This window comes from Sphingomonas sp. LaA6.9 (genome assembly GCF_022601895.1).
In the GTDB taxonomy this organism is placed as follows: Bacteria; Pseudomonadota; Alphaproteobacteria; order Sphingomonadales; family Sphingomonadaceae; genus Sphingobium_A.
In genome coordinates this window covers 23,002-40,930 of the sequence record NZ_JAKVIO010000018.1, presented here as the reverse complement: position 1 = coordinate 40,930, position 17,929 = coordinate 23,002, and the positions used below count along the sequence as shown (strand labels likewise).

Below are 17,929 nucleotides of genomic sequence, written 5' to 3'. Positions count from 1 at the left end.
GTCCGGCCGGGGGCACATCCTGGATCGAATGCCACGCGCTTCGGTGACAATGGCTTCGCACCATCGGCCGGATGACCGATGGTGCGTTTCCATATTCCAAGGTCAGCCGTCGATATCGAGGCCCAGTGCGAGCCGCCCCGTATAGGCGAGCTGCGCCTTTTCCTGAAGCGGGTGATAGCGCGCGCCCTGCACGTCGCGAAAGGCGCGTTCGAGTCCGACGTGATTGTAGAACGAAGCGCCGCCCGCCACTTCCATGGCGCGCTCGACGGTCCTGATGGCGCCCTGACCCGCCAGCGTGCGGCCGATCATCGCGCGGCTGGTCGCTTCGGGGTCGGGCGTACCCGTTTCAGCCTGGGCGATCATGTCGTCGAGCGCCAGACCTGCACTGGCGAGTGCATTTTCCATCTCGCCGACGAGCGCTATGAGCATCGGGTTTTCGGGCTTTTTCCGGGCGATCCCGATCGCGGTCTGACGCGCACCATCGGCGACCCCCAGATAGGCCGAATAGATCAGCGGAAAGGCGATCATGCTGATAATGTGAAACAGCATGTGCCACTTGCCCTGCGGTCGCCTGCCCGAGATGGCGGCCTCGGGCACGAACACGTCGCGCAGTTCGATGTCGTGCGAACCGGTGCCGCGCATGCCCATGACGTGCCAAGTGTCGAGGATGCTGACGCCTTCGGCACGCAACGGCACGCCGAAATGCAGGACCGTCTGCCCCGCGTCGCCATCGTCGAGCACCGCGCTGGTGATCAGCATATCCGCGCCTGGGCAGCCACTCGAAAAGATCTTGCGCGCGTTGATCAGATAGCCGCCCTCGGTCGGCGACGCGGTGCCCGCGCTCGCCAGCCAGTCGGAGCCGCCGCTCGAGACAAGGACGAGGTCCTCGGCTGCGACGCGCTTCAGAAGGCCGTCGGTCGGCGCATTCTGATGGCGCCAGCGCCATGCGGCCACCGCAACGAGGTGGGTGTGCATCGAGAATGCGAGCGCCGTGGAGCCGCAAGCTGCTGCAAGGCGGCGGATGATTTCGCACATCGTGCGATGGTCCGCGCCGTAGCCGCCCAGTTCTTCGGGAACCATGGCCTTGAAGAAGCCCTGACGCTTCAGAAGGTCATAGTTTTGGGCGACGAACGACCCTTCAGCGTCGTGCCGCGCCGCGTTGACGGCGATTTCGGTGGCGATCCCGTCGGCAAGTACGCGCCAGTCGCGCGTATCGATTTCGGGTCTGGTCTTGAGGTTGACGGACATGAATTCACCTTTGCTTGATTGGTGTGACCCTCCACGCAAACAATCCCACTTTCGAAAACGGGCCGCCAGTTCAGAAACTGAATCCTGCCGATACATAAACTGAACTTGGCGGTCGCACACGTCGCGCCTACGCTACTCAAGTGCCTGAGGGAGGCTAGCATGACACAGGGCAGCTACAAGCAATTCTGCCCCGTCGCGATGGCGGCGGAGATATTGTGCACACGCTGGACGGTGGTGCTGCTGCGCGAACTGATCGCCGGCTCCACGCGTTTCAACGATCTGCGTCGGGGCGTTCCGCGCATGTCACCGGCATTGCTCTCGCAAAGGCTGAAGGAACTCGAAGCAGCGGGCGTGATCGCGCGCGTGGGACTGGCGCGAGATCCCGGCCTGTTCGAATACAGGCTGACCGAAGCGGGCCGCGAGCTTGAGCCGTTGATCGAGGCCTTCGGAATCTGGGGCCAGCGGTGGATCGAGTCGGATCTGTCGCTTCAGCATCTCGATGTGCAGTTGCTGATGTGGGACATGCGCCGCAATCTCGACCTGACCCCGATGCCCGAGGGGCGCAGCGTGATCCAGTTTCTCTATCCCGAGCTTCCGCATAGCCAGCGGTCATGGTGGTTGCTGATCAACCCCGAGGTGGAAGCGGATCTGTGCTCGACCAATCCGGGCTTTGACGTCGATCTCTATGTCTCTTCCGATCTGCGCACGATGACCGCGATCTGGATGGGGCTTGATACCGTTCGCAGCGCGATTTCGGCGCAGCGCTTGATGCTGACGGGTGATCCCGGGCTGGCGGCAGACATGCAATGCTGGCTGGGGCTCAGTCCCTTCGCCAAGGAGCGCAAGCTCGCGAGCTGAGCGCGCTGGCGATGAGCATCCGAAAAGCTGCGGCTATCTTCTGCCTGTTGCGGCGAATGGAGATCGATTACTCGCCGCGCTGGAACACGATCGCGATTTCTTCGACGTCGAGATCTCGCTCCAGTTCGTGGAGGACCTCATCTTCGATCAGGCCAGAACGGTGGGCCTCGATCAGGGCTTTGCGGCCGGCCACGATGGACTCGAGCAGGACGTCGAAATGCGGGCGCAGATTTTCCATGGCGGCGCTCGAGTCTTCGGCATAGCGGTCCATGAACACCATTCTTCGCTGATATTCCTCAAGCAGCAGAGGATGGATGAGCGTGCCGTCCGGCGCGTAGGCAAGCTTTTCGACGACCGCCATCCGCGCGCGCGCCATCGTCGCCTCGATGGTCGGCATGTTCATTTTCGCCGGCGGATCTTCGTCGACGGGACGGATCCTGCGTATGACCCAGCCCAGGCTCGATCCCTGCACGACGACGGTGACGAAGATGACGGCAAAGGCGCAGACGAGCATGAGATCGCGCCCGGGCATGTCGGCGGGCAGGGTGAGCGACACCGCCAGCGTCACCACGCCTCGCATGCCCGCCCAGCTGAGCACCGTTGCCTGTCGCGGGCCTAAGGGGCGGGCGCGTTTCACGCCTATTCCCCGGGCAATATTCAATAATGCTTCCGATCCGAAAACCCACATGAAGCGCGCGAGGATGACCGTCAGCACGACGGCGCCAACGACGTACATCGTCGATGCGGGAACAGCCTCGATCCCGCCGATCCTTTCGATGGCTCCGCGGAGGGAAAAGCCGATCAGGATGAAAACGAAAGCTTCGAGGAGGAATACCATGATATCCCAGACGGAGTTGCCAAGCAGCCGGATTTCTGCGGACAAAAGCGTGTGGTAGTGCCAGCTCAGGACCAGACCGGCGGCAACGGTCGCAATGACGCCCGATACGTGGGCTGCTTCACCGGCAAGATAGGCGATCCAGCCAAGCGAAGCCGTCGTGACAACAATCAGGACCGTGTCGCGCAGCTGCCGAACGACAAAGATCCAGAGTGCCGCAACCAACAGCCCGACGACCGCGCCGCCGATCGCGACCACCACGAAACCTCCAATCGCTTCACCCGCGTGAAAGACGCCGCTCAATGTCGCCACGACCGCGAAGCGGAAAAGTATCAGGCCTGTTGCGTCATTGAGCAGGCTTTCGCCTTCGAGCAACGCGACAAGCCGCCGTGGCAGGGTAACCCCCTTCAGTACCGCCCTTGCGGCCACGGCATCGGGGGGCGAGACAATTGCGCCCAGAGCGAAACAGGCCGCCCAGGGCAGTTGGGGAAGAATCCAGTGCGTCACCATCCCGACAACGAGCGTCGTGAATATCACGGCTCCAACCGCAAGCGACAGGATCCCGGGCAAATTCCGCCGAAAGCGCCCGAGAGAGGTGTTGAAGGCGCCGTCCATCAACAGCGGCGGCAGAAACAGCACCAGTGCCAGTTCCGGATCCAGCGACACGGCCGGGAGACCGGGAATGAAGGCGATGGCGCCACCTCCGATCAGGAGCGTGGTCGCGGGCGGCATCTGTAGCCTGAGAGCGAGCCAATAGAGCGCGACGACGAGCGCCAGCAGGATAAGAACGAGCTCAAAGGCCTCGACACCGTGCATCAGCTTCGATCCCTCTCTCGTCGCCGCCAATCGCCGGGCGCAGCGATGCGCCGAACGCCATGGCGACGCATTACACTAGCCTTTCTTCACTGTCCCGTTTTCAACTCAATCGGCCAGCGCGAGCGACTTCAATAGTTCACCGTCATCGCGACGAGGCCGAACATCCAGGCAGTATAGAGCACCACCAGCATGGAAAGCAGGAGGAGTACGGCCCAGAGCCGGCCGAACCAGCCGCGCTTTTCCTTCGTCGCGAGCGCGAGATTCCAGCCGGCAATCGCGACGCCCCCGACGAAGATGAACACGCCGAGGATCTGCAGCGTCCACAGCCACGGATCGGATCGGGGCGTGAAATTGTCGAGGTTGGCGGTCATCGCTGCGAAAGCGATCGCCCAGCCGCCGAGCAGCGCGAGCACCAGTCCGGCGCCGAGCCGGACGCCGCGATAGGCAAGGAGCGAACGACGCCCCAGCGCGAGCGGCGCCTTGTAGTGGCGACGAATCAAAGCCGATACTGGCCAATGGAGCAGCGTGAGCAGCAGGATCGCGAGACCCGCATAGAGCGCGGGGAGAAGCCAGGCCGAGGATTGCCACACGGGCACGCGATCGAAGACGAGATAGGGTGACACGCCATCGAGGCTCCAGCGCGCGACCTTGCCATCGACCACCTGCGCAGCAAGCCGCTCATGACTGTCGACGGCACGCCAGATAAAGGGAGCGGTTTCAACCCATTTCAGCGGCTGGCCGTTCAGCCCGCGCGCCACGGGCACGACGAGCCCGCCCTTGCTGTCAACGCCGACCGAGACCTGCCCCGAAAGGTTGAGGATCGCCATGATGCTTGTCACCGACCGGCGGCTCTTGAAATAGTTGCCGGCCATCATCCTTGCATGTTCGGCGGCGGTTGTCGCGTCGACCTTGCCATCGGCGGGACGGGTGTCGGGCAGGTAGCGGTCGGCGAAATCTTCGAAGAGCGCGCGGCGCAGCGGCCCCACTGCGCCGTCCTTGCCCATGCTGTTGAACGATACATAGAAGCCGACATCATCGTTCATGAACAGGTGAAGCGATGTGTGAAACGCCATCGTATCGCCCAGATGCGCGATCACCTGCCGCCCGTTGATGTTGGTTTCAAAGAAGCCGAGCTCCATGCGGTTGAGCGACGGCAGGATGGTGAGCGGCGTATCGTGCATCATGCGCGCGGTTTCCGGCTTCATCAGCCCCGCGCCCTGATTGAGATGGGCGAGCATGAATTTGGCCATGTCCGCGCCCGAGGATGCCAGGGCGCCCGCCGGCTTCGGACTCATGATCTCGTATTTGCTGGGCTCAGCGGCGGAGGCCACCGAATAGCCCTGTGCCATCTGCTGCTGGAAGCGCTGCGGCAACGGCAGCCGGAAGGTCGAATGCGCCATGCCGAGCGGCCTGAAGATGCGTTGCTCGATATAGTCGTCGAAGGACATCTGCGTCACCCGCTCGACGATATAGCCCGCCAGCGCCGTGGCGTAGTTGGAATAGGACGGCGTCGTTCCCGGCGCGAAGACGCGCTTGGGAAGTGAGCGCTTCAGATACGCGTCGAGCGACGTGAGATTGGCAGGATCATGGTACATGGTTTCCTTGCCATGCTCTTCGAACCCGGCGGTGTGCGTCATGAGCTGACGCATGGTGACGGGCTTGCCGTCCTTCAGCGGAATCCTGAAATCGAGGTAGTTGTTCACATCGGCGTCGAGATCGATCCTGCCCGCCTCGACCTGCTGCATCACCGCAGTCCAGGTGAAGAGCTTGGAGACCGAGCCCGGCCGGAACAGCGTCACCTCGGGATCGACGGGCGTGCGCCTGGCAACATCGGCATAGCCGAAGCCGCGCTGCGTCAACACCTGGCCGTCCTTGACCACGACGACGACCGCGCCCGCAATATCGCCTTTTTTGAGCGCATAAGGGAGATAGCCATCAAGCCATGTGTCGACGTCTTGTTTGGACAGCGGCCGCGCGCCCGGAGCGCCCGAGGGCATTAGCCCCGCCGCGCCGGACCCGATCGGCGCGGGAGCGGGCCGGGTCATTTGCTGCGCGGCCGTGCCTCCGCCTATCAGCATCAACGCCGCCGCCGCGAAAAGCCTGATCGCTCGCATATTCAACGCCCTTCCTGCTCCTCCGGCGGTCAGGATCGATACTCCGTTCACCGCAGCCTTGATTTCGCTAATTATTATCCAAAATGGAAAAATATTTCCATTTGGAAAATTGTCAAATGACTTTTGAGACTTGGGCGCGAGAACGCTACACCCGGCACGCGCTACCTGGCGTGACGTGCACCATCGGCGTTTGTCGCGGGCTCCAGCGCCGCGACTATCCGCGACAGATATTTGTTGAAATCGAACGTCTGCCCCTCAGGCGTCCAGCCGAGCCGTACGATGACCGCGTCGCGCGACGGGATGACGGCGACGATCTGGTGGTTGTGCCCCATCGCCATGAAGGTATCGTCTGGAAGATCCCTGAAGATCCGCCGCTTCTCACCCGTGTCCTCGCCGCGATTGAGCCAGAACTGCCCGCCATAGAGCGATCGCGGCGCCGCTGCGGTCGGCGTCCTTACGAAATCGACCCAGTTCTGCGAAAGTAGCCGCTTCTTCGCTGCCATCCCGTTGTTTAGGTAAAGCAGCCCAAAACGCGCCCAGTCGCGCGCCGTGGCATAGGCGTAGGAACTGCCCACTGGCACCCCGGCTTCATCGGGCTCGATGACGATGCTCGTCATGCCCGCGGGCTCGAACAGGCGCTTGCGCGCGAAGCGCGTGACGTCCTCGAGTGAGCCGCCCGCTGCGCGGGTCACGATCGCGGACAATATGTTAGTCGTACCCGAAGAATAGCTCCACGCCGTACCCGGCGCCTTGTCGAGCGGAAGCGAGGCCGCCAGCGCGCCCATGTCGGACGCGGAGAACAGCATTCTGATCGAATCATTGCCCGGCTCATAGCTCTCGACGAAGCGCAGGCCGCTCGACATCGTCAGCAACTGGCGCAGCGTGATTTGCCGCCGCGGATCACCCTCTGCCTGCCATTCGGGAACTGGCGCGGGCGCATCGAGCTCAAGCACACCATCGTCGACCAGCAGGCCGACGAGCGTAGCCGCGATGCTCTTGCTCGCTGACCAGCCGAGCAGCCTGCTGTTCCGATCAAATCCGGGCGCATAGTGTTCAGCGACGATCCGTCCGCCGTGAACGATGACGATGGCGCGCGTGTCGGGATAGCCACCCTTGTTCTGCTCGACAAAGGCATCGTTGACCGCCTTTTCGAGCGCTGCCTTGTCGATCTTGGGCCCGGTATCCTTGGGCGGCGCGTCGCCCAGCGGCCAGGTTCCCGATGACCGCATCTTCATCGGCTTCATCCTCGCGGTCTGGCGCTCGAGCACGTCGCGCCGCACCGTCGCGGTAAGCAGGGTGCACCCCGCCGCCGGGCGATAGAGCGCCGTGCGTTGCGTGGCGCCGGGGGCCGATGCGGTGACGGTGCGATCCTTGCGGTCGACCGAAAGCGTGATCGCCTTTGTGAACGGCGCCAGCGCGTGAACATCGTCGCGCAGCACATCCGCTTCGGCACGCCCGGTCACAAATATTCCGGCGCACGCGATTTGCGCGGAAACCGCGGTACCAAGATCGGCCGGACCGGTGATCGTGCCGGCGTGCGCGGGCGTCGAGAGCAACAACGTCAAACCCATAAGGCTGACACCGGGAATCTGCCGGATCATGCGGAACTCCTTCGCGATCATGTCGGACTGGAGCGGGGATCTCCAGCCGAGAAACGGGGTTTCAGGAAGGAGGGGTCAGCTGCCAGCCTTCGCGTCGGCGCGCACCGTATCGACAACCTCTCGCACTGCGTCGATCACGACATCGGGCCGATCGATCTGGATATAATGCGTCGCGTCGGGCACGATCTGCTGGCGGCCTCGGGTCGAAAATCTGGTCTGCTCCTCATGGAGTGTTTTCCATGTCTGCTTGAAGCGGACGGCATCCTGGTCGGTTATGCCGAGCGCCTTTTGTTGCGCGGGCTTGAAAGGCGCCATTGCGGTCAGCACGATCAGTGGCCGGTTTCCGAAACCATGAACCGCACGCGCCTGGTCCATGGTGCGATCGAAACCATCCAGTTCGGCGGTCGCGCCTTTGACCGATTTGCTGGCATAGGCGAACACCTTGCGCATCGCCTCGTCGAATATCCTGCTTTCCGCTTCCGTCCGAAGCTTCGGCACTTCGCTGCCTGCCATCATGAAACGCACGATGCCCGTCCACGACAATGCCGAAGCGGCGTGCATCAGTCGCGACGATTGCTTGGGATGAACATCGACACTCACCGCCTGGCCAAGCCGGGCGATCTGGTCGGGATGTGACGGATCGACCATCACCAGCCCGGCAACCTGATTGCCATATTTTCCCGTGTAGGTGGTCGTGTAGGGGCCGCCGATCGAATGGCCAACGAGCACCAGCGGTCCAGATATCCCTGCCGCTTTCAGCGTCGCATGAAGATCTTCGGCAACGGCAGCGGCGTCCTGTGGGGTGGACTTGGGATCGCTCCACATGATGCCCGCCCGGTCATAGGCGCATGCACGGGTGAACCCGGCTATCTTGTCATGCACCAGAGTCCAGTCGAGCGTTCCGCCCGTGCCCAGACCGGATTCGAAAATGACGGTCGGCGAACCCGCGCCGCGGCAATCGATATGAATGCGTCGTCCACCGATATCGACCAGCTTGCCGCGAGGTGGATATTGCTTCGTCGCGTTGCGGCGACCCAGCGCTTCATAGCTCGCGCCCACGACGATCACGGCGATCAGCAGGACGAGAATGCCGAGCGCGATACGCTTCAACCAGCGCTTTGCTCGCGAACCCCGCGGGCGTTGAGCCGTTCCTGTCAACATGTCCATGAGCATCCCCTTGCCATGGACGATCATTGCCACCGGAGGATGATATTTTCAATATCGGAATATTTTTTCGTACGGGGCTAAATTTTGGCGCCGTTCTCGATCGGTTTCAAAACGGACTTGAGCTCGGCGTCCTTCGCCGAACAGACGCAGAAAACGCGGCAGGGGCCGTCCCCTATGGCGACATATCCGTGGCCCATGGCTCCATCGAAATAGATGGAATCGCCCTTGTTGAGCACGACGGGCGCATAGAGATCGCAGTAGAACTCGCATTGCCCTTCAAGCACGAGCGCATATTCCTCGCCCGGATGGCGCATCAGCTCGCCAAATTCCTCAATAGAGCGAACCTTTACATCAAGGAACATCGGGTTGAGCGTCTTGTTCAGGAGATCGGCGGCCGGATAGACATAATCATATGTCGCAGTGCGGATTGTCGGGCCTTCACTGGCCGGCGTAATGCTCCGACGCCCAGTAGCTGCACCAGCCGGCACTGGTGCTGCGCCAGTGTTCGCAGAAAAAAGTCGTGTGATATCGACATCGAGACCGTTGCTGATGCGAAGCAGTTTTTCGTAATTGAGCGACATTTTGCCGGTTTCCACCTTTGACAGGGTGGAAACCGCGACGCCGGTGCGATTGCTCAACTCGGATAGCGTCCAGCCCTTCTTTGTGCGGATCGCACGGACGACGGCGCCTGGATGGCTGCCCAACGCTTCTGCATCGCCCGTCACCGATTCAACCCGACCTGGAGATGGCATTTTCTTCCTTTCAACCGATTTTCGCGACTAGCATATGCAATCGAGACTGTCATCTCGCGGTACGAAAATGCGAATGGAATCGTCGTCAATTTTCCAATTTCGATAAAAATTTCCGATTCAGGATTGTTTTTTCAAAAACGCCATGCATTATCCTCCCGGTAATTTCAGGGAGGGTTGGCGGCTGCCGGCTGAAAAACAAACGATGCGGCCGGCCGTCGCAGCCAACTTTCTGCGTCTTCAACAAAAGGGGATATGCATGAAGTCCAGGCACTTGCTGTGGTACGCGGGTACCGCGCTCTCGATGACCTTGAGTCTTGCGCCGGCGGTGGCGCAGGAGGCCGTTCAGGCAAACGAGGCTGCGCCCGACGGCGATATCGTGGTGACCGGGTCGCGCATCCAGCGCTCGGGTTTCGATGCGCCCACGCCAACCACGATCGTCGGCGAGGCAGAGTTGCGCCAGGGCAATCGACCGAGCATTGCGCAGGTCCTCAACGACATGCCGCAGTTCCGTGCCACCGTCACCCCAACGACAACGACGGGCAACACCTCCAGCGGCGTCTCGACCGCCGACCTTCGCGGGCTCGGCGGGGTGCGCACGCTGACATTGCTCAACGGGCACCGTTTTACCGGCAGCAACGATCTCAACACCGTGCCGCAGAACCTTATCAAGCGCGTCGACGTCGTGACCGGCGGCGCCTCAGCGGCCTGGGGCTCGGGCGCCGTCGCAGGCGTCGTCAACATCATCCTCGACGACGAGATGGAGGGTTGGCGCATCGGCGCGCAGACCGGCATTTCCTCGCGCTCCGACGCAGAGCGATATGGCGCCGACATCGCATGGGGCACGAATTTCGCCGGCGACCGCGGTCATTTCATCATCGGTGCCGACTATTTGCAGGAGAAGGGCGCCTTCGGCCGCAAGGATCGGCGCAATCTCGAGTCCGGCGTCTTCCAGCGCGCCGATGGCCAGCTGATACTCGCCAATGACGTCAACTATACCATCCTCAACCGTGGCGGCTCGATCCTTCGGCTCAATGCCACACCCTATAACCTGATCTTCAACCCCGATGGCAGCGTCGGCCCGCTTCCGCTCGGCAGCGAGACGGTCGGGCAGTTCACTGTCGGCGGCGGCGGGCAGAACATCTACGACTATGTCGCCGTCACCTCGCCCTATGAGCGCACCAATGTCTATGGGCGCGCGACATTCGACGTCACCGATTCGCTGAAGCTCTGGGTCGACGGCAGCTATAACCGGATGACGTCGGACTATGCCTTCTTTCCGGAAACGCCGGTCGCCGTGGTCATGCCTGACAATGCGTTCCTGACGCAGACGGCGCGCAATCAGCTTGCCGCCGCCGGCATTGCGGGACCATTTGTGCTGGGCCGGATCCTCGATGATGTTGGCCCCAAAAAGATGCTCAACTTCAAATTTGAGCGTCGCAACCTCGAAGGCGCGATCGGTCTCGAAGGCTCGTTCGGCGATAGCTGGGGCTACAATGCCTATTACGACCACGGCGAGCTGAAGAGCGACCAGTCGCTCTACAACCAGCGGATTGCCGCGCGCTTCAACCGTGCAATCGACGCGGTGCTGGTGAACGGCGCGCCCGTGTGCCGCGTCAATGCCGACGCCAGCACCGCCAACGACGATCCGGCCTGCGCGCCGATCAACCTCCTCGGCAACGGCAACATCTCGGCGGCCGCTGTCGCCTACGCCTTTGGCGGCACCCAGCTGATCTACACGACCAAGCTCGACGCGGCGGGCGGCAGTCTGCACGGCCAGCCCTTCTCGACCTGGGCCGGCCCCGTCGACATCGCTCTGGGCGCCGATTTCCGATGGGAAGAACTCCAGACCAACTTCGTCGATCCGCTGTCGCTGCAGAAGGCCTTTGCCACGCTCAACTCCTCGGCGACCAATGGCGGCTTCGACGTCAAGGAAGTGTTCGGGGAGGTCAACCTGCCGCTGCTCGACATCGCAGACACCGTGCATCTCGAGGTCAACGGAGCCGCGCGCTATTCGGACTACAGCACGAGCGGGGGCATCTGGTCGTGGAAGACGGGCGGCACGTTACGCCTCGTCAACGATGTACTGCTGCGCGCCGTCTATTCGCGCGACATCCGTTCACCCAGCATCACCGAATATTTCCTCGCGCGTTCGACGGGCATCGGCAACGTCCAGGATCCATTTGTCGGGGCCCCGCAAGCCAATGTCGTGAGCTATACCGGCGGCAATCCCAACCTGACGCCAGAAATCTCGCATACGCTGACGCTTGGCGGGTCCTATTCGCCGCATTACGTGCCGGGGCTCAGCTTCTCGGTCGATTATTACGACATCGACATCGACAATGTCATCACGACGGTGACCGTGCAGGACACGCTCAACCAGTGCTATGCGGCGAACCCGAATGATCCGAGCTGTGGCGGCATCATCACGCGCCGACCCAATGGCGGGATCGAATCGATTTCCGCCACTTACCGGAACCTTGCCTCATACAGCACGCGCGGTATCGACATGGAGGCGTCGTACCGTTTCGCGGTCGGTCAGGGCAGGGTGACCTTCCGCGCGCTCGCCAATCACATCTTCGAGCTCCTGATCGATGATGGCGTGCGCACGAAGGACGTTGCGGGCGTGGTTGGCGGCGACACGGCCTTCTCCACGCCGGAATGGCGCCTGACCGGCGCCATGACCTATGAGGATGAAAGCTTCCTTGCGGATCTGCGCGCGCGCTATGTCGATGGCGGCATCTACAGCACGCAGGTCGGGCCAAATGGTCAGCAGATCCTCAACAACCAGGTCGGCGCCCGCACCTATGTCGATCTCGGTCTTCAGTTCAAGACGGGCCCGTTCACGCTGTTCGGCAACATCAACAACCTGTTCGATGTAGACCCGCCTTACGTCGTCTACACCAACCCCAACTACGACGTGATCGGCCGCTACTTCTCCGCAGGCGTCAAGCTCAGGTTCTGATCGTCGCGCCACGAGAGACAGCATTGGCCGCGTCCACCGGCGGCCATAGGGGCAGCGGCAAACCCCACGCCGCTGCCCCAGTTTTTTCGTCAATTCGATACAGCCGGCCGGTGGCCGTTCTTACGGCGCCCGATTGCCGCCATCCGCCAAGGCTGGCTAGAAGAAGGTCCGGATCGCCCCCGTGATCGTGCGCGCCTCATCGACCAGATAGAGTGCGGGCCAGCGATCGAATGTCGTGCAGGGATGCGAGATCCCGAAGGCGACGAGATCGCCGACCTGCAGGGGCGAATCCTCGGGTATATCGAGATAGGCATGCTGATCGTCGAGCCGCACGGTTGAATGGCCCGGGCCGAGCGCTGACGGCTGCGTGTCGCCTGGCCGCGCGAAAAGCAGCGGCGTGGGCATCCGCGTGTCGTCCGAGATGTCACGCCTGCCCAGGCCCGCGATCGCGCGCCCTGGCTCGGGCCGCGAATGGACATAGGCCCAGACCTCAAGCGCGGGCCTGAGCCCTTCGCCCAGACTGGCAGCCTCGGGCGACCGGGCCATCAGCCGCTCCACGAGCTTTGCGTAATAACCACTGTCGTGCACCAGATAGCAGCCGCTGCGCAGCAGGACTTCGTGGGATGACGGGGCCGCAGCGCCGAAAGTTTTTGCTACCACGTCGAAGAACGAGGAGCCGCCCGCAGACAGTATCGGCACGCCGTCAAAGAGATTCTCTGCGGTACATGCGGTCGCCACCACCATCATGCGGTCGAGAACGTTTCGCATGCCGGGCTCTCCGGCAACGCCCTGGCCCTGCAAAATCCCCTCAAAGGCCTCAACCCCCCGCAACGACAGGCGCGGCGAGGCCGACACCGCTCGTGCCACTTCAATCGCAGTCGCATCGTCGCGCGCTCCGCTCCGGCCCCCGGCAATGCCCAGCTCGACAAGCAACTGAATTGGTCGCCCGGGTGGGCAGGCCTGGAGCGCGGCGTCAAGCGCATCCACCGCCGCCATCGAATCGACGAGGCAGTAGAAATCGAAGTCAGGGTCGCGCGCCAGCTCCGACGCGATATAGGCGACGCCCTGCCTGCCGATCAGCTGGTTGGCGAGCAGGATGCGTCGCACGCCATGCTGGCGGTAGATTCGGACATGCGCGGGCGTTGCCGCCGTGACGCCCCAGGCGCCATCGGCGAGTTGCAGGTCGAACAGCGCGGGGCTCATCGTCGTCTTGCCGTGTGGCGCGATCCGTGCCCCGACAAGATCGGTGAAACGTCGCATCCAATGGCTGTTGTGCCGGAGCGCCTCTGTTCTCAGCACCGCTGCGGGCAGCATCACGTCCTCGCGCAATATGGACCAGCCCTGCGCGCCAACAGCATCGAGCGCTACGGTGTCGTCAATCGCGGGCAAGGCCTTGAAGCGCCAGTCGAGCCCGGCATGCCGCGCGGCCCATTGATCCTCAAAAGTCACGCTGCACTCCCTGCTTTGCACCGACCGCACGTGACATGACTTCCTCTGGTTTTCAATATCAGAAAACTTCGATCATCATGACACGCGGAATGCGCGTACAAACACAGCGAGGGTGCATTGACAAAAGAGAAAATCGTTGTCCTAATTTGAAAAAATCACGAGATAGCAAGATCGTGTCATCAGGTCACTGGACGCGGTAGGCGCGAAGATGTGTCCCGGGCGACGACAATCGAGCGAACGAGGCGAAGGAGAGCTGAATGCGTGTGCGTTACGGATTGATGGTTGCGGCCTGCGCATTGGCACCCGCGCCTCTGACGGCACAGCCGGTGCCTGCGTCGAGCGAGGCCGTGCCCGCAACGCTGGTCGAAACGATCGCCGCCGCCGCACAGGCCGAGCTTGCCGACAAGGTTCTGCCCTCGGTTGCCATCGCGCTGGTCGACCGCAAGGGGGTGATCTGGTCCAATGCCTGGGGGTTCGCCGATGCCGCGCGCACACGCGCCGCGACGGCCGATACCGTTTATCGCGCGGGCTCGGTCAGCAAGCTCTTCACCGATATCGCCGTGATGAAGCTCGTCGAGCAGGGCAAGCTCGATCTCGATGCGCCGGTCACGCGCTATCTGCCCGATTTCCGCCCGCACAATCCCTTTGGCGGCGCGATAACGCTGCGGCAGCTGATGACGCATCGCAGCGGGCTGATCCGCGAGGCACCCCGCGGCCATTATTTCGATACCGACGCGAAAGGCGAGGCCGACGCCGTCGCCAGCCTCAACGAAACGACGCTGGTGGTCGCTCCCGGCACCCTCACAAAATATTCCAATGCCGGGATCGCCGTGGTCGGCGAGGTCGTCGCGCGCGTGACGGGCCAGTCTTTCGAAAATGCGGTTGAAGCGCTCGTGCTTGCACCGCTCGGCATGCGTTCGAGCGGCTTTTCCGCCGGACCATTCCGTGAGCGGATCGCGCATGCCGAAATGGCGTCGTTCGACGGCAGCCGCTTCACCGCGCCCGCATTCGAGCTGGGAACACCAGCGGCAGGCAGCCTCTACACGACGCTGGACGATCTCGGCCGCTTCGCGGCCGCATTGCTCGATCGGACGGTGCTGGCCAAACCCGCAACGCACGAGGAGATGTGGCGCGAACAGTTTCCGGGCACTTCCCAACGCCGTTTCGGTCTCGGTTTTGTGCTCGGCGAATTCGAGGGGCAGCGCGCCGTGGGCCATGGCGGCGCGGTGTACGGCTTTGCGACCGATCTCAGGCTCATGCCCGACGCCGGCATTGGCGTTGTGGTGTTCAGCACGGTCGATTCAGGTCCTGCGGCGCAACGGCTGGGGAGCTTTGCGTTGCGGGCATTGCTGGCGAGCCGAACGGGCAGGCCAATGCCGCAATGGTTGAAGACCGAAGCATTATCTTCCGACGAGTCCCGGAAACTGTCGGGGCGTTTCAGCGACGGCGCCTCGAGTATCTGGACGCGCGTGTTCGACGGAGAGCTCGTCCTTGACGGACCTGAGCTGGCAGGCAAGGTGCGCAAGTCGGGAGGGCGCTTCTATCTCGACGACGCGCAGCTCTTTTCCGACAAGCTCGCCTTCGCCGCCGACGGCCAATGGCTGGAGTTTGCGGGTCGCCGCTATATGCGTACCGACTGGCCCGAACCGCCTGCGCCTGCGCCTGAGTTTGCGCCGCTGATCGGGGAATATGGCTGGCCGCACAACATCCTCCGGATCTACGAGCGTGATGGAAAGCCATTCGTCCGGATCGAGTGGACCGACTGGCTGCCGCTGACCCGGGTCTCGGCCGACATCTACGCCTTCCCGAACGATCGCGGGCTCTATCCGTTCGAACAGCTGCGCTTCGAACGCGATCCAAAGGGCAATGCGACAGCAGTCTATCTTGGCGCCATCCGCTTTCCGCGTCGCGATTTCGGTGCGGAGGCTGAAGCCGGCATCCAGGCGGCCATGCAATCGAACATCGCGGCGCTGCGACAGGCGGGGCGTAGTGCGTCGCCCCCTGTTGAAAGCACAACGCGAAAGACTGCTGATCTCGTTTCCCTGCCCGGCGTCGATCCCCGCATACGGCTCGATGTCCGCTATGCGGGCACAAATAATTTCATGGGGCAGCCGATCTACGAAAGCGCGGCCGCTTATCTGCAACGTCCCGCGGCGGAGGCGGTCGGGCGCATCCAGCAGTCGCTTGCTGCGCGAGGATACGGCCTTCTCATCCACGATGCCTATCGCCCCTGGTATGTGACCAAAATGTTCTGGGATGCGACGCCGCCCGAAAATCGCGTCTTTGTTGCCGATCCATCGCGGGGCTCGCGGCACAATCGCGGCGCGGCGGTGGATCTGACGATGTACGATCTGAAGACGGGGCAGCCCATCGTCACCACCGGCCGCTACGATGAGTTTTCCAGCCGCTCCTTCACCAATTATGTCGGGGGCAGCGATCGCGAGCGTTGGTTGCGCGAGCTGCTCCGCAGCGCAATGGAAAGCGAGGGCTTCACGGTCTATCCGCAGGAATGGTGGCATTTCGATCTGGACGGTTGGGCAGACTATCCGATTGGCAACCTCACCTTCGAACAACTCGCGTCGCGGCGCGGTCAGAAATAGGCAGATCAACCAGCCACATCATCCTCTTCGCGCACACGTTCCGGCTCCACCGGGTCTGCTCGGGTTGCAACGACATCATCGTTCCGGTCTTCACGACTTGCGCGTCGCGAAGACCTTGACGGAGTACCCAGATGCTCAAGGTCAATCGCATGCATTTTCTTCTCGCCGCGTCCCTCATCGCCGCGCCTGTCCAGGCAGCCCCCACTGGCAAGGTGAAGGAGATAATCACGGACCCCAGAGGGCAGGCGGCACCAGGCTGCGCTGTCGGGGCCTTCCGCGACGGCAAGACGATCTTCGTCACCGCCGCCGGTGCAGCCGATATCGCTAATGGCAAACCGCTCGATGGCGACACGCTGTTCTACGCGGCGTCCGTCTCCAAGCAGTTCACCGCGCTCGCGGCAGCGAAGCTGATCGAGCAGGGCAGGCTCGGTCTTGACGACGATGTCCGCAAATATCTCCCCGAATTGCCGCGCTATGAGGTGACCGTCTCAGTTCGCATGCTGATGCTGCACACGGCCGGCATCCGGGATTCGCTTGAGCTGATCCGTCTCGCGGGGATCGAGAGCGCCGCGGACACCGACAAGGCGACGGCGCTCCGCCTCGTCTTCGATCAGAAGAGCACCAATTTTCCGTCGGGCACGGCCTATAGCTACTCGAACGGCGGCTATCTTCTTCTCGCCGAAATCGTCGAGCGCGTCGCGGGCATGCCCTTCGCCGATTACGCGCAGAAGGCGATTCTGCGGCCGCTCGGCATGAAGCGCAGCTTCTTCATGAACGATGCCAGGCCGACCGGCGCCAACATCGCCCATGGCTATGTGCCCGTCGGCGACGCCTTCGAGGTCCGCGACAGCTATCCCAAGTTCAGCGGCTCGGGCGGGTTGATGGTCTCGATCAACGATCTGGCGCGATACGAACACGATCTCGCGGTCGGCCACAAAGTGTGGACGCCGGCTGTACAGAAAATCATGCTGACGCCGGGAAGGTTGACGGACGGCACGCCCGTTTTCGTCGAGCGCCCAAACCTCGCCTATGGCGGCGGGCTCGTGATCGGACGGCGCAACGGCCAGTATTTCGTCCAGCATAATGGCGGCGCCGAGGCGTTCAGAAACGTCTATGCACGCCTGCCCGAGCGAAAGCTCGCCGTCGCGCTTTTCTGCAACCGAGGCGACTGGCCATCAGAGAAGAAGGCCGACGAGATCATCGAAGCCATCGAGGGCGACATTCTGGCCGATGCGCCCGGAACGGCAAAGCCGGAACTTGCCGGCCGCTATATCTCCGACGAGTTGCAGGCGGCTTATGATCTGTCGCTGTCCGGAGACGATCTGACGGTCAGGATCTCGTCTCCCTATGCCGCCGACGGCTCAACCCTTAAGTTCAGGCGCAATGCCGATGGCTCCTTCAGCGCGTCGGGTTTGCGGCTCCTGTTCGACGAGGACGGCCAAGGCTTCACGATCAAGACCGGCCGTGTCCATGCCCTTCGCTTTCGCCGTGCCAGCTGAAGGCTGCCATAACGATCTGGACCGGCGC

11 protein-coding genes are annotated in these 17,929 nt (G+C 62.6%); 4 read left to right on the top strand and 7 right to left on the bottom strand.

Features of this window, described 5'->3' with window-relative positions; genetic code table 11:
- Positions 1–102: 102 nt before the first annotated feature.
- Positions 103–1,248, bottom strand: a complete 1,146-nt coding sequence (locus MKI88_RS10890; RefSeq protein WP_241631405.1) for an acyl-CoA dehydrogenase family protein — start codon at positions 1,246–1,248, stop codon at positions 103–105.
- Positions 1,249–1,407: 159 nt separating this feature from the next.
- On the opposite strand from MKI88_RS10890, the gene MKI88_RS10885 reads away from it, so the two are divergent.
- On the top strand, positions 1,408–2,106 hold the full coding sequence (locus MKI88_RS10885; RefSeq protein ID WP_241631404.1) for a helix-turn-helix domain-containing protein: 699 nt from the start codon (positions 1,408–1,410) through the stop codon (positions 2,104–2,106).
- Positions 2,107–2,173: 67 nt separating this feature from the next.
- Here MKI88_RS10885 and MKI88_RS10880 read toward each other — a convergent pair whose 3' ends face one another.
- From MKI88_RS10880 to MKI88_RS10860, 5 genes are all read right to left on the bottom strand, one after another.
- A complete protein-coding gene (locus tag MKI88_RS10880; protein WP_241631403.1) occupies positions 2,174–3,757 on the bottom strand; it encodes a Na+/H+ antiporter in 1,584 nt (527 codons plus the stop codon).
- 128 nt (positions 3,758–3,885) lie between these two features.
- Positions 3,886–5,871: a serine hydrolase gene (locus MKI88_RS10875; RefSeq protein ID WP_241631402.1), complete on the bottom strand. Its 1,986-nt coding sequence runs from the start codon at positions 5,869–5,871 to the stop codon at positions 3,886–3,888.
- Between the two features lie 161 nt (positions 5,872–6,032).
- Positions 6,033–7,472: a serine hydrolase gene (locus MKI88_RS10870; protein WP_241631401.1), complete on the bottom strand. Its 1,440-nt coding sequence runs from the start codon at positions 7,470–7,472 to the stop codon at positions 6,033–6,035.
- 75 nt (positions 7,473–7,547) lie between these two features.
- Positions 7,548–8,582, bottom strand: coding sequence for an alpha/beta fold hydrolase (locus tag MKI88_RS10865; RefSeq protein ID WP_241631400.1), 1,035 nt, complete (start codon positions 8,580–8,582; stop codon positions 7,548–7,550).
- Positions 8,583–8,716: 134 nt separating this feature from the next.
- Entirely contained in the window at positions 8,717–9,391 is a 675-nt protein-coding gene (locus MKI88_RS10860) for a helix-turn-helix domain-containing protein (protein WP_241631399.1), read from the bottom strand.
- Positions 9,392–9,647: 256 nt separating this feature from the next.
- Between MKI88_RS10860 and MKI88_RS10855 the strand changes: the two genes are divergently transcribed.
- Entirely contained in the window at positions 9,648–12,353 is a 2,706-nt protein-coding gene (locus MKI88_RS10855; RefSeq protein WP_241631398.1) for a TonB-dependent siderophore receptor, read from the top strand.
- 156 nt (positions 12,354–12,509) lie between these two features.
- On the opposite strand, the gene MKI88_RS10850 is transcribed toward MKI88_RS10855, so the two are convergent.
- On the bottom strand, positions 12,510–13,802 hold the full coding sequence (locus MKI88_RS10850) for an amino acid deaminase (protein ID WP_241631397.1): 1,293 nt from the start codon (positions 13,800–13,802) through the stop codon (positions 12,510–12,512).
- A 257-nt stretch (positions 13,803–14,059) separates the two neighbouring features.
- Between MKI88_RS10850 and MKI88_RS10845 the strand changes: the two genes are divergently transcribed.
- Entirely contained in the window at positions 14,060–16,402 is a 2,343-nt protein-coding gene (locus MKI88_RS10845) for a serine hydrolase (RefSeq protein ID WP_241631396.1), read from the top strand.
- A 131-nt stretch (positions 16,403–16,533) separates the two neighbouring features.
- Entirely contained in the window at positions 16,534–17,901 is a 1,368-nt protein-coding gene (locus MKI88_RS10840; protein ID WP_241631395.1) for a serine hydrolase, read from the top strand.
- The last annotated feature ends 28 nt before the right edge of the window (positions 17,902–17,929 follow it).

Coding starts and splice junctions, on each gene's coding strand:
- MKI88_RS10890 (WP_241631405.1), bottom strand. CDS start 1,248: ATGTCCGTCAACCTCAAGACCAGACCCGAAATCGATACGCGCGACTGG.
- MKI88_RS10885 (WP_241631404.1), top strand. CDS start 1,408: ATGACACAGGGCAGCTACAAGCAATTCTGCCCCGTCGCGATGGCGGCG.
- MKI88_RS10880 (WP_241631403.1), bottom strand. CDS start 3,757: ATGCACGGTGTCGAGGCCTTTGAGCTCGTTCTTATCCTGCTGGCGCTC.
- MKI88_RS10875 (WP_241631402.1), bottom strand. CDS start 5,871: ATGCGAGCGATCAGGCTTTTCGCGGCGGCGGCGTTGATGCTGATAGGC.
- MKI88_RS10870 (WP_241631401.1), bottom strand. CDS start 7,472: ATGATCCGGCAGATTCCCGGTGTCAGCCTTATGGGTTTGACGTTGTTG.
- MKI88_RS10860 (WP_241631399.1), bottom strand. CDS start 9,391: ATGCCATCTCCAGGTCGGGTTGAATCGGTGACGGGCGATGCAGAAGCG.
- MKI88_RS10855 (WP_241631398.1), top strand. CDS start 9,648: ATGAAGTCCAGGCACTTGCTGTGGTACGCGGGTACCGCGCTCTCGATG.
- MKI88_RS10845 (WP_241631396.1), top strand. CDS start 14,060: ATGCGTGTGCGTTACGGATTGATGGTTGCGGCCTGCGCATTGGCACCC.
- MKI88_RS10840 (WP_241631395.1), top strand. CDS start 16,534: ATGCTCAAGGTCAATCGCATGCATTTTCTTCTCGCCGCGTCCCTCATC.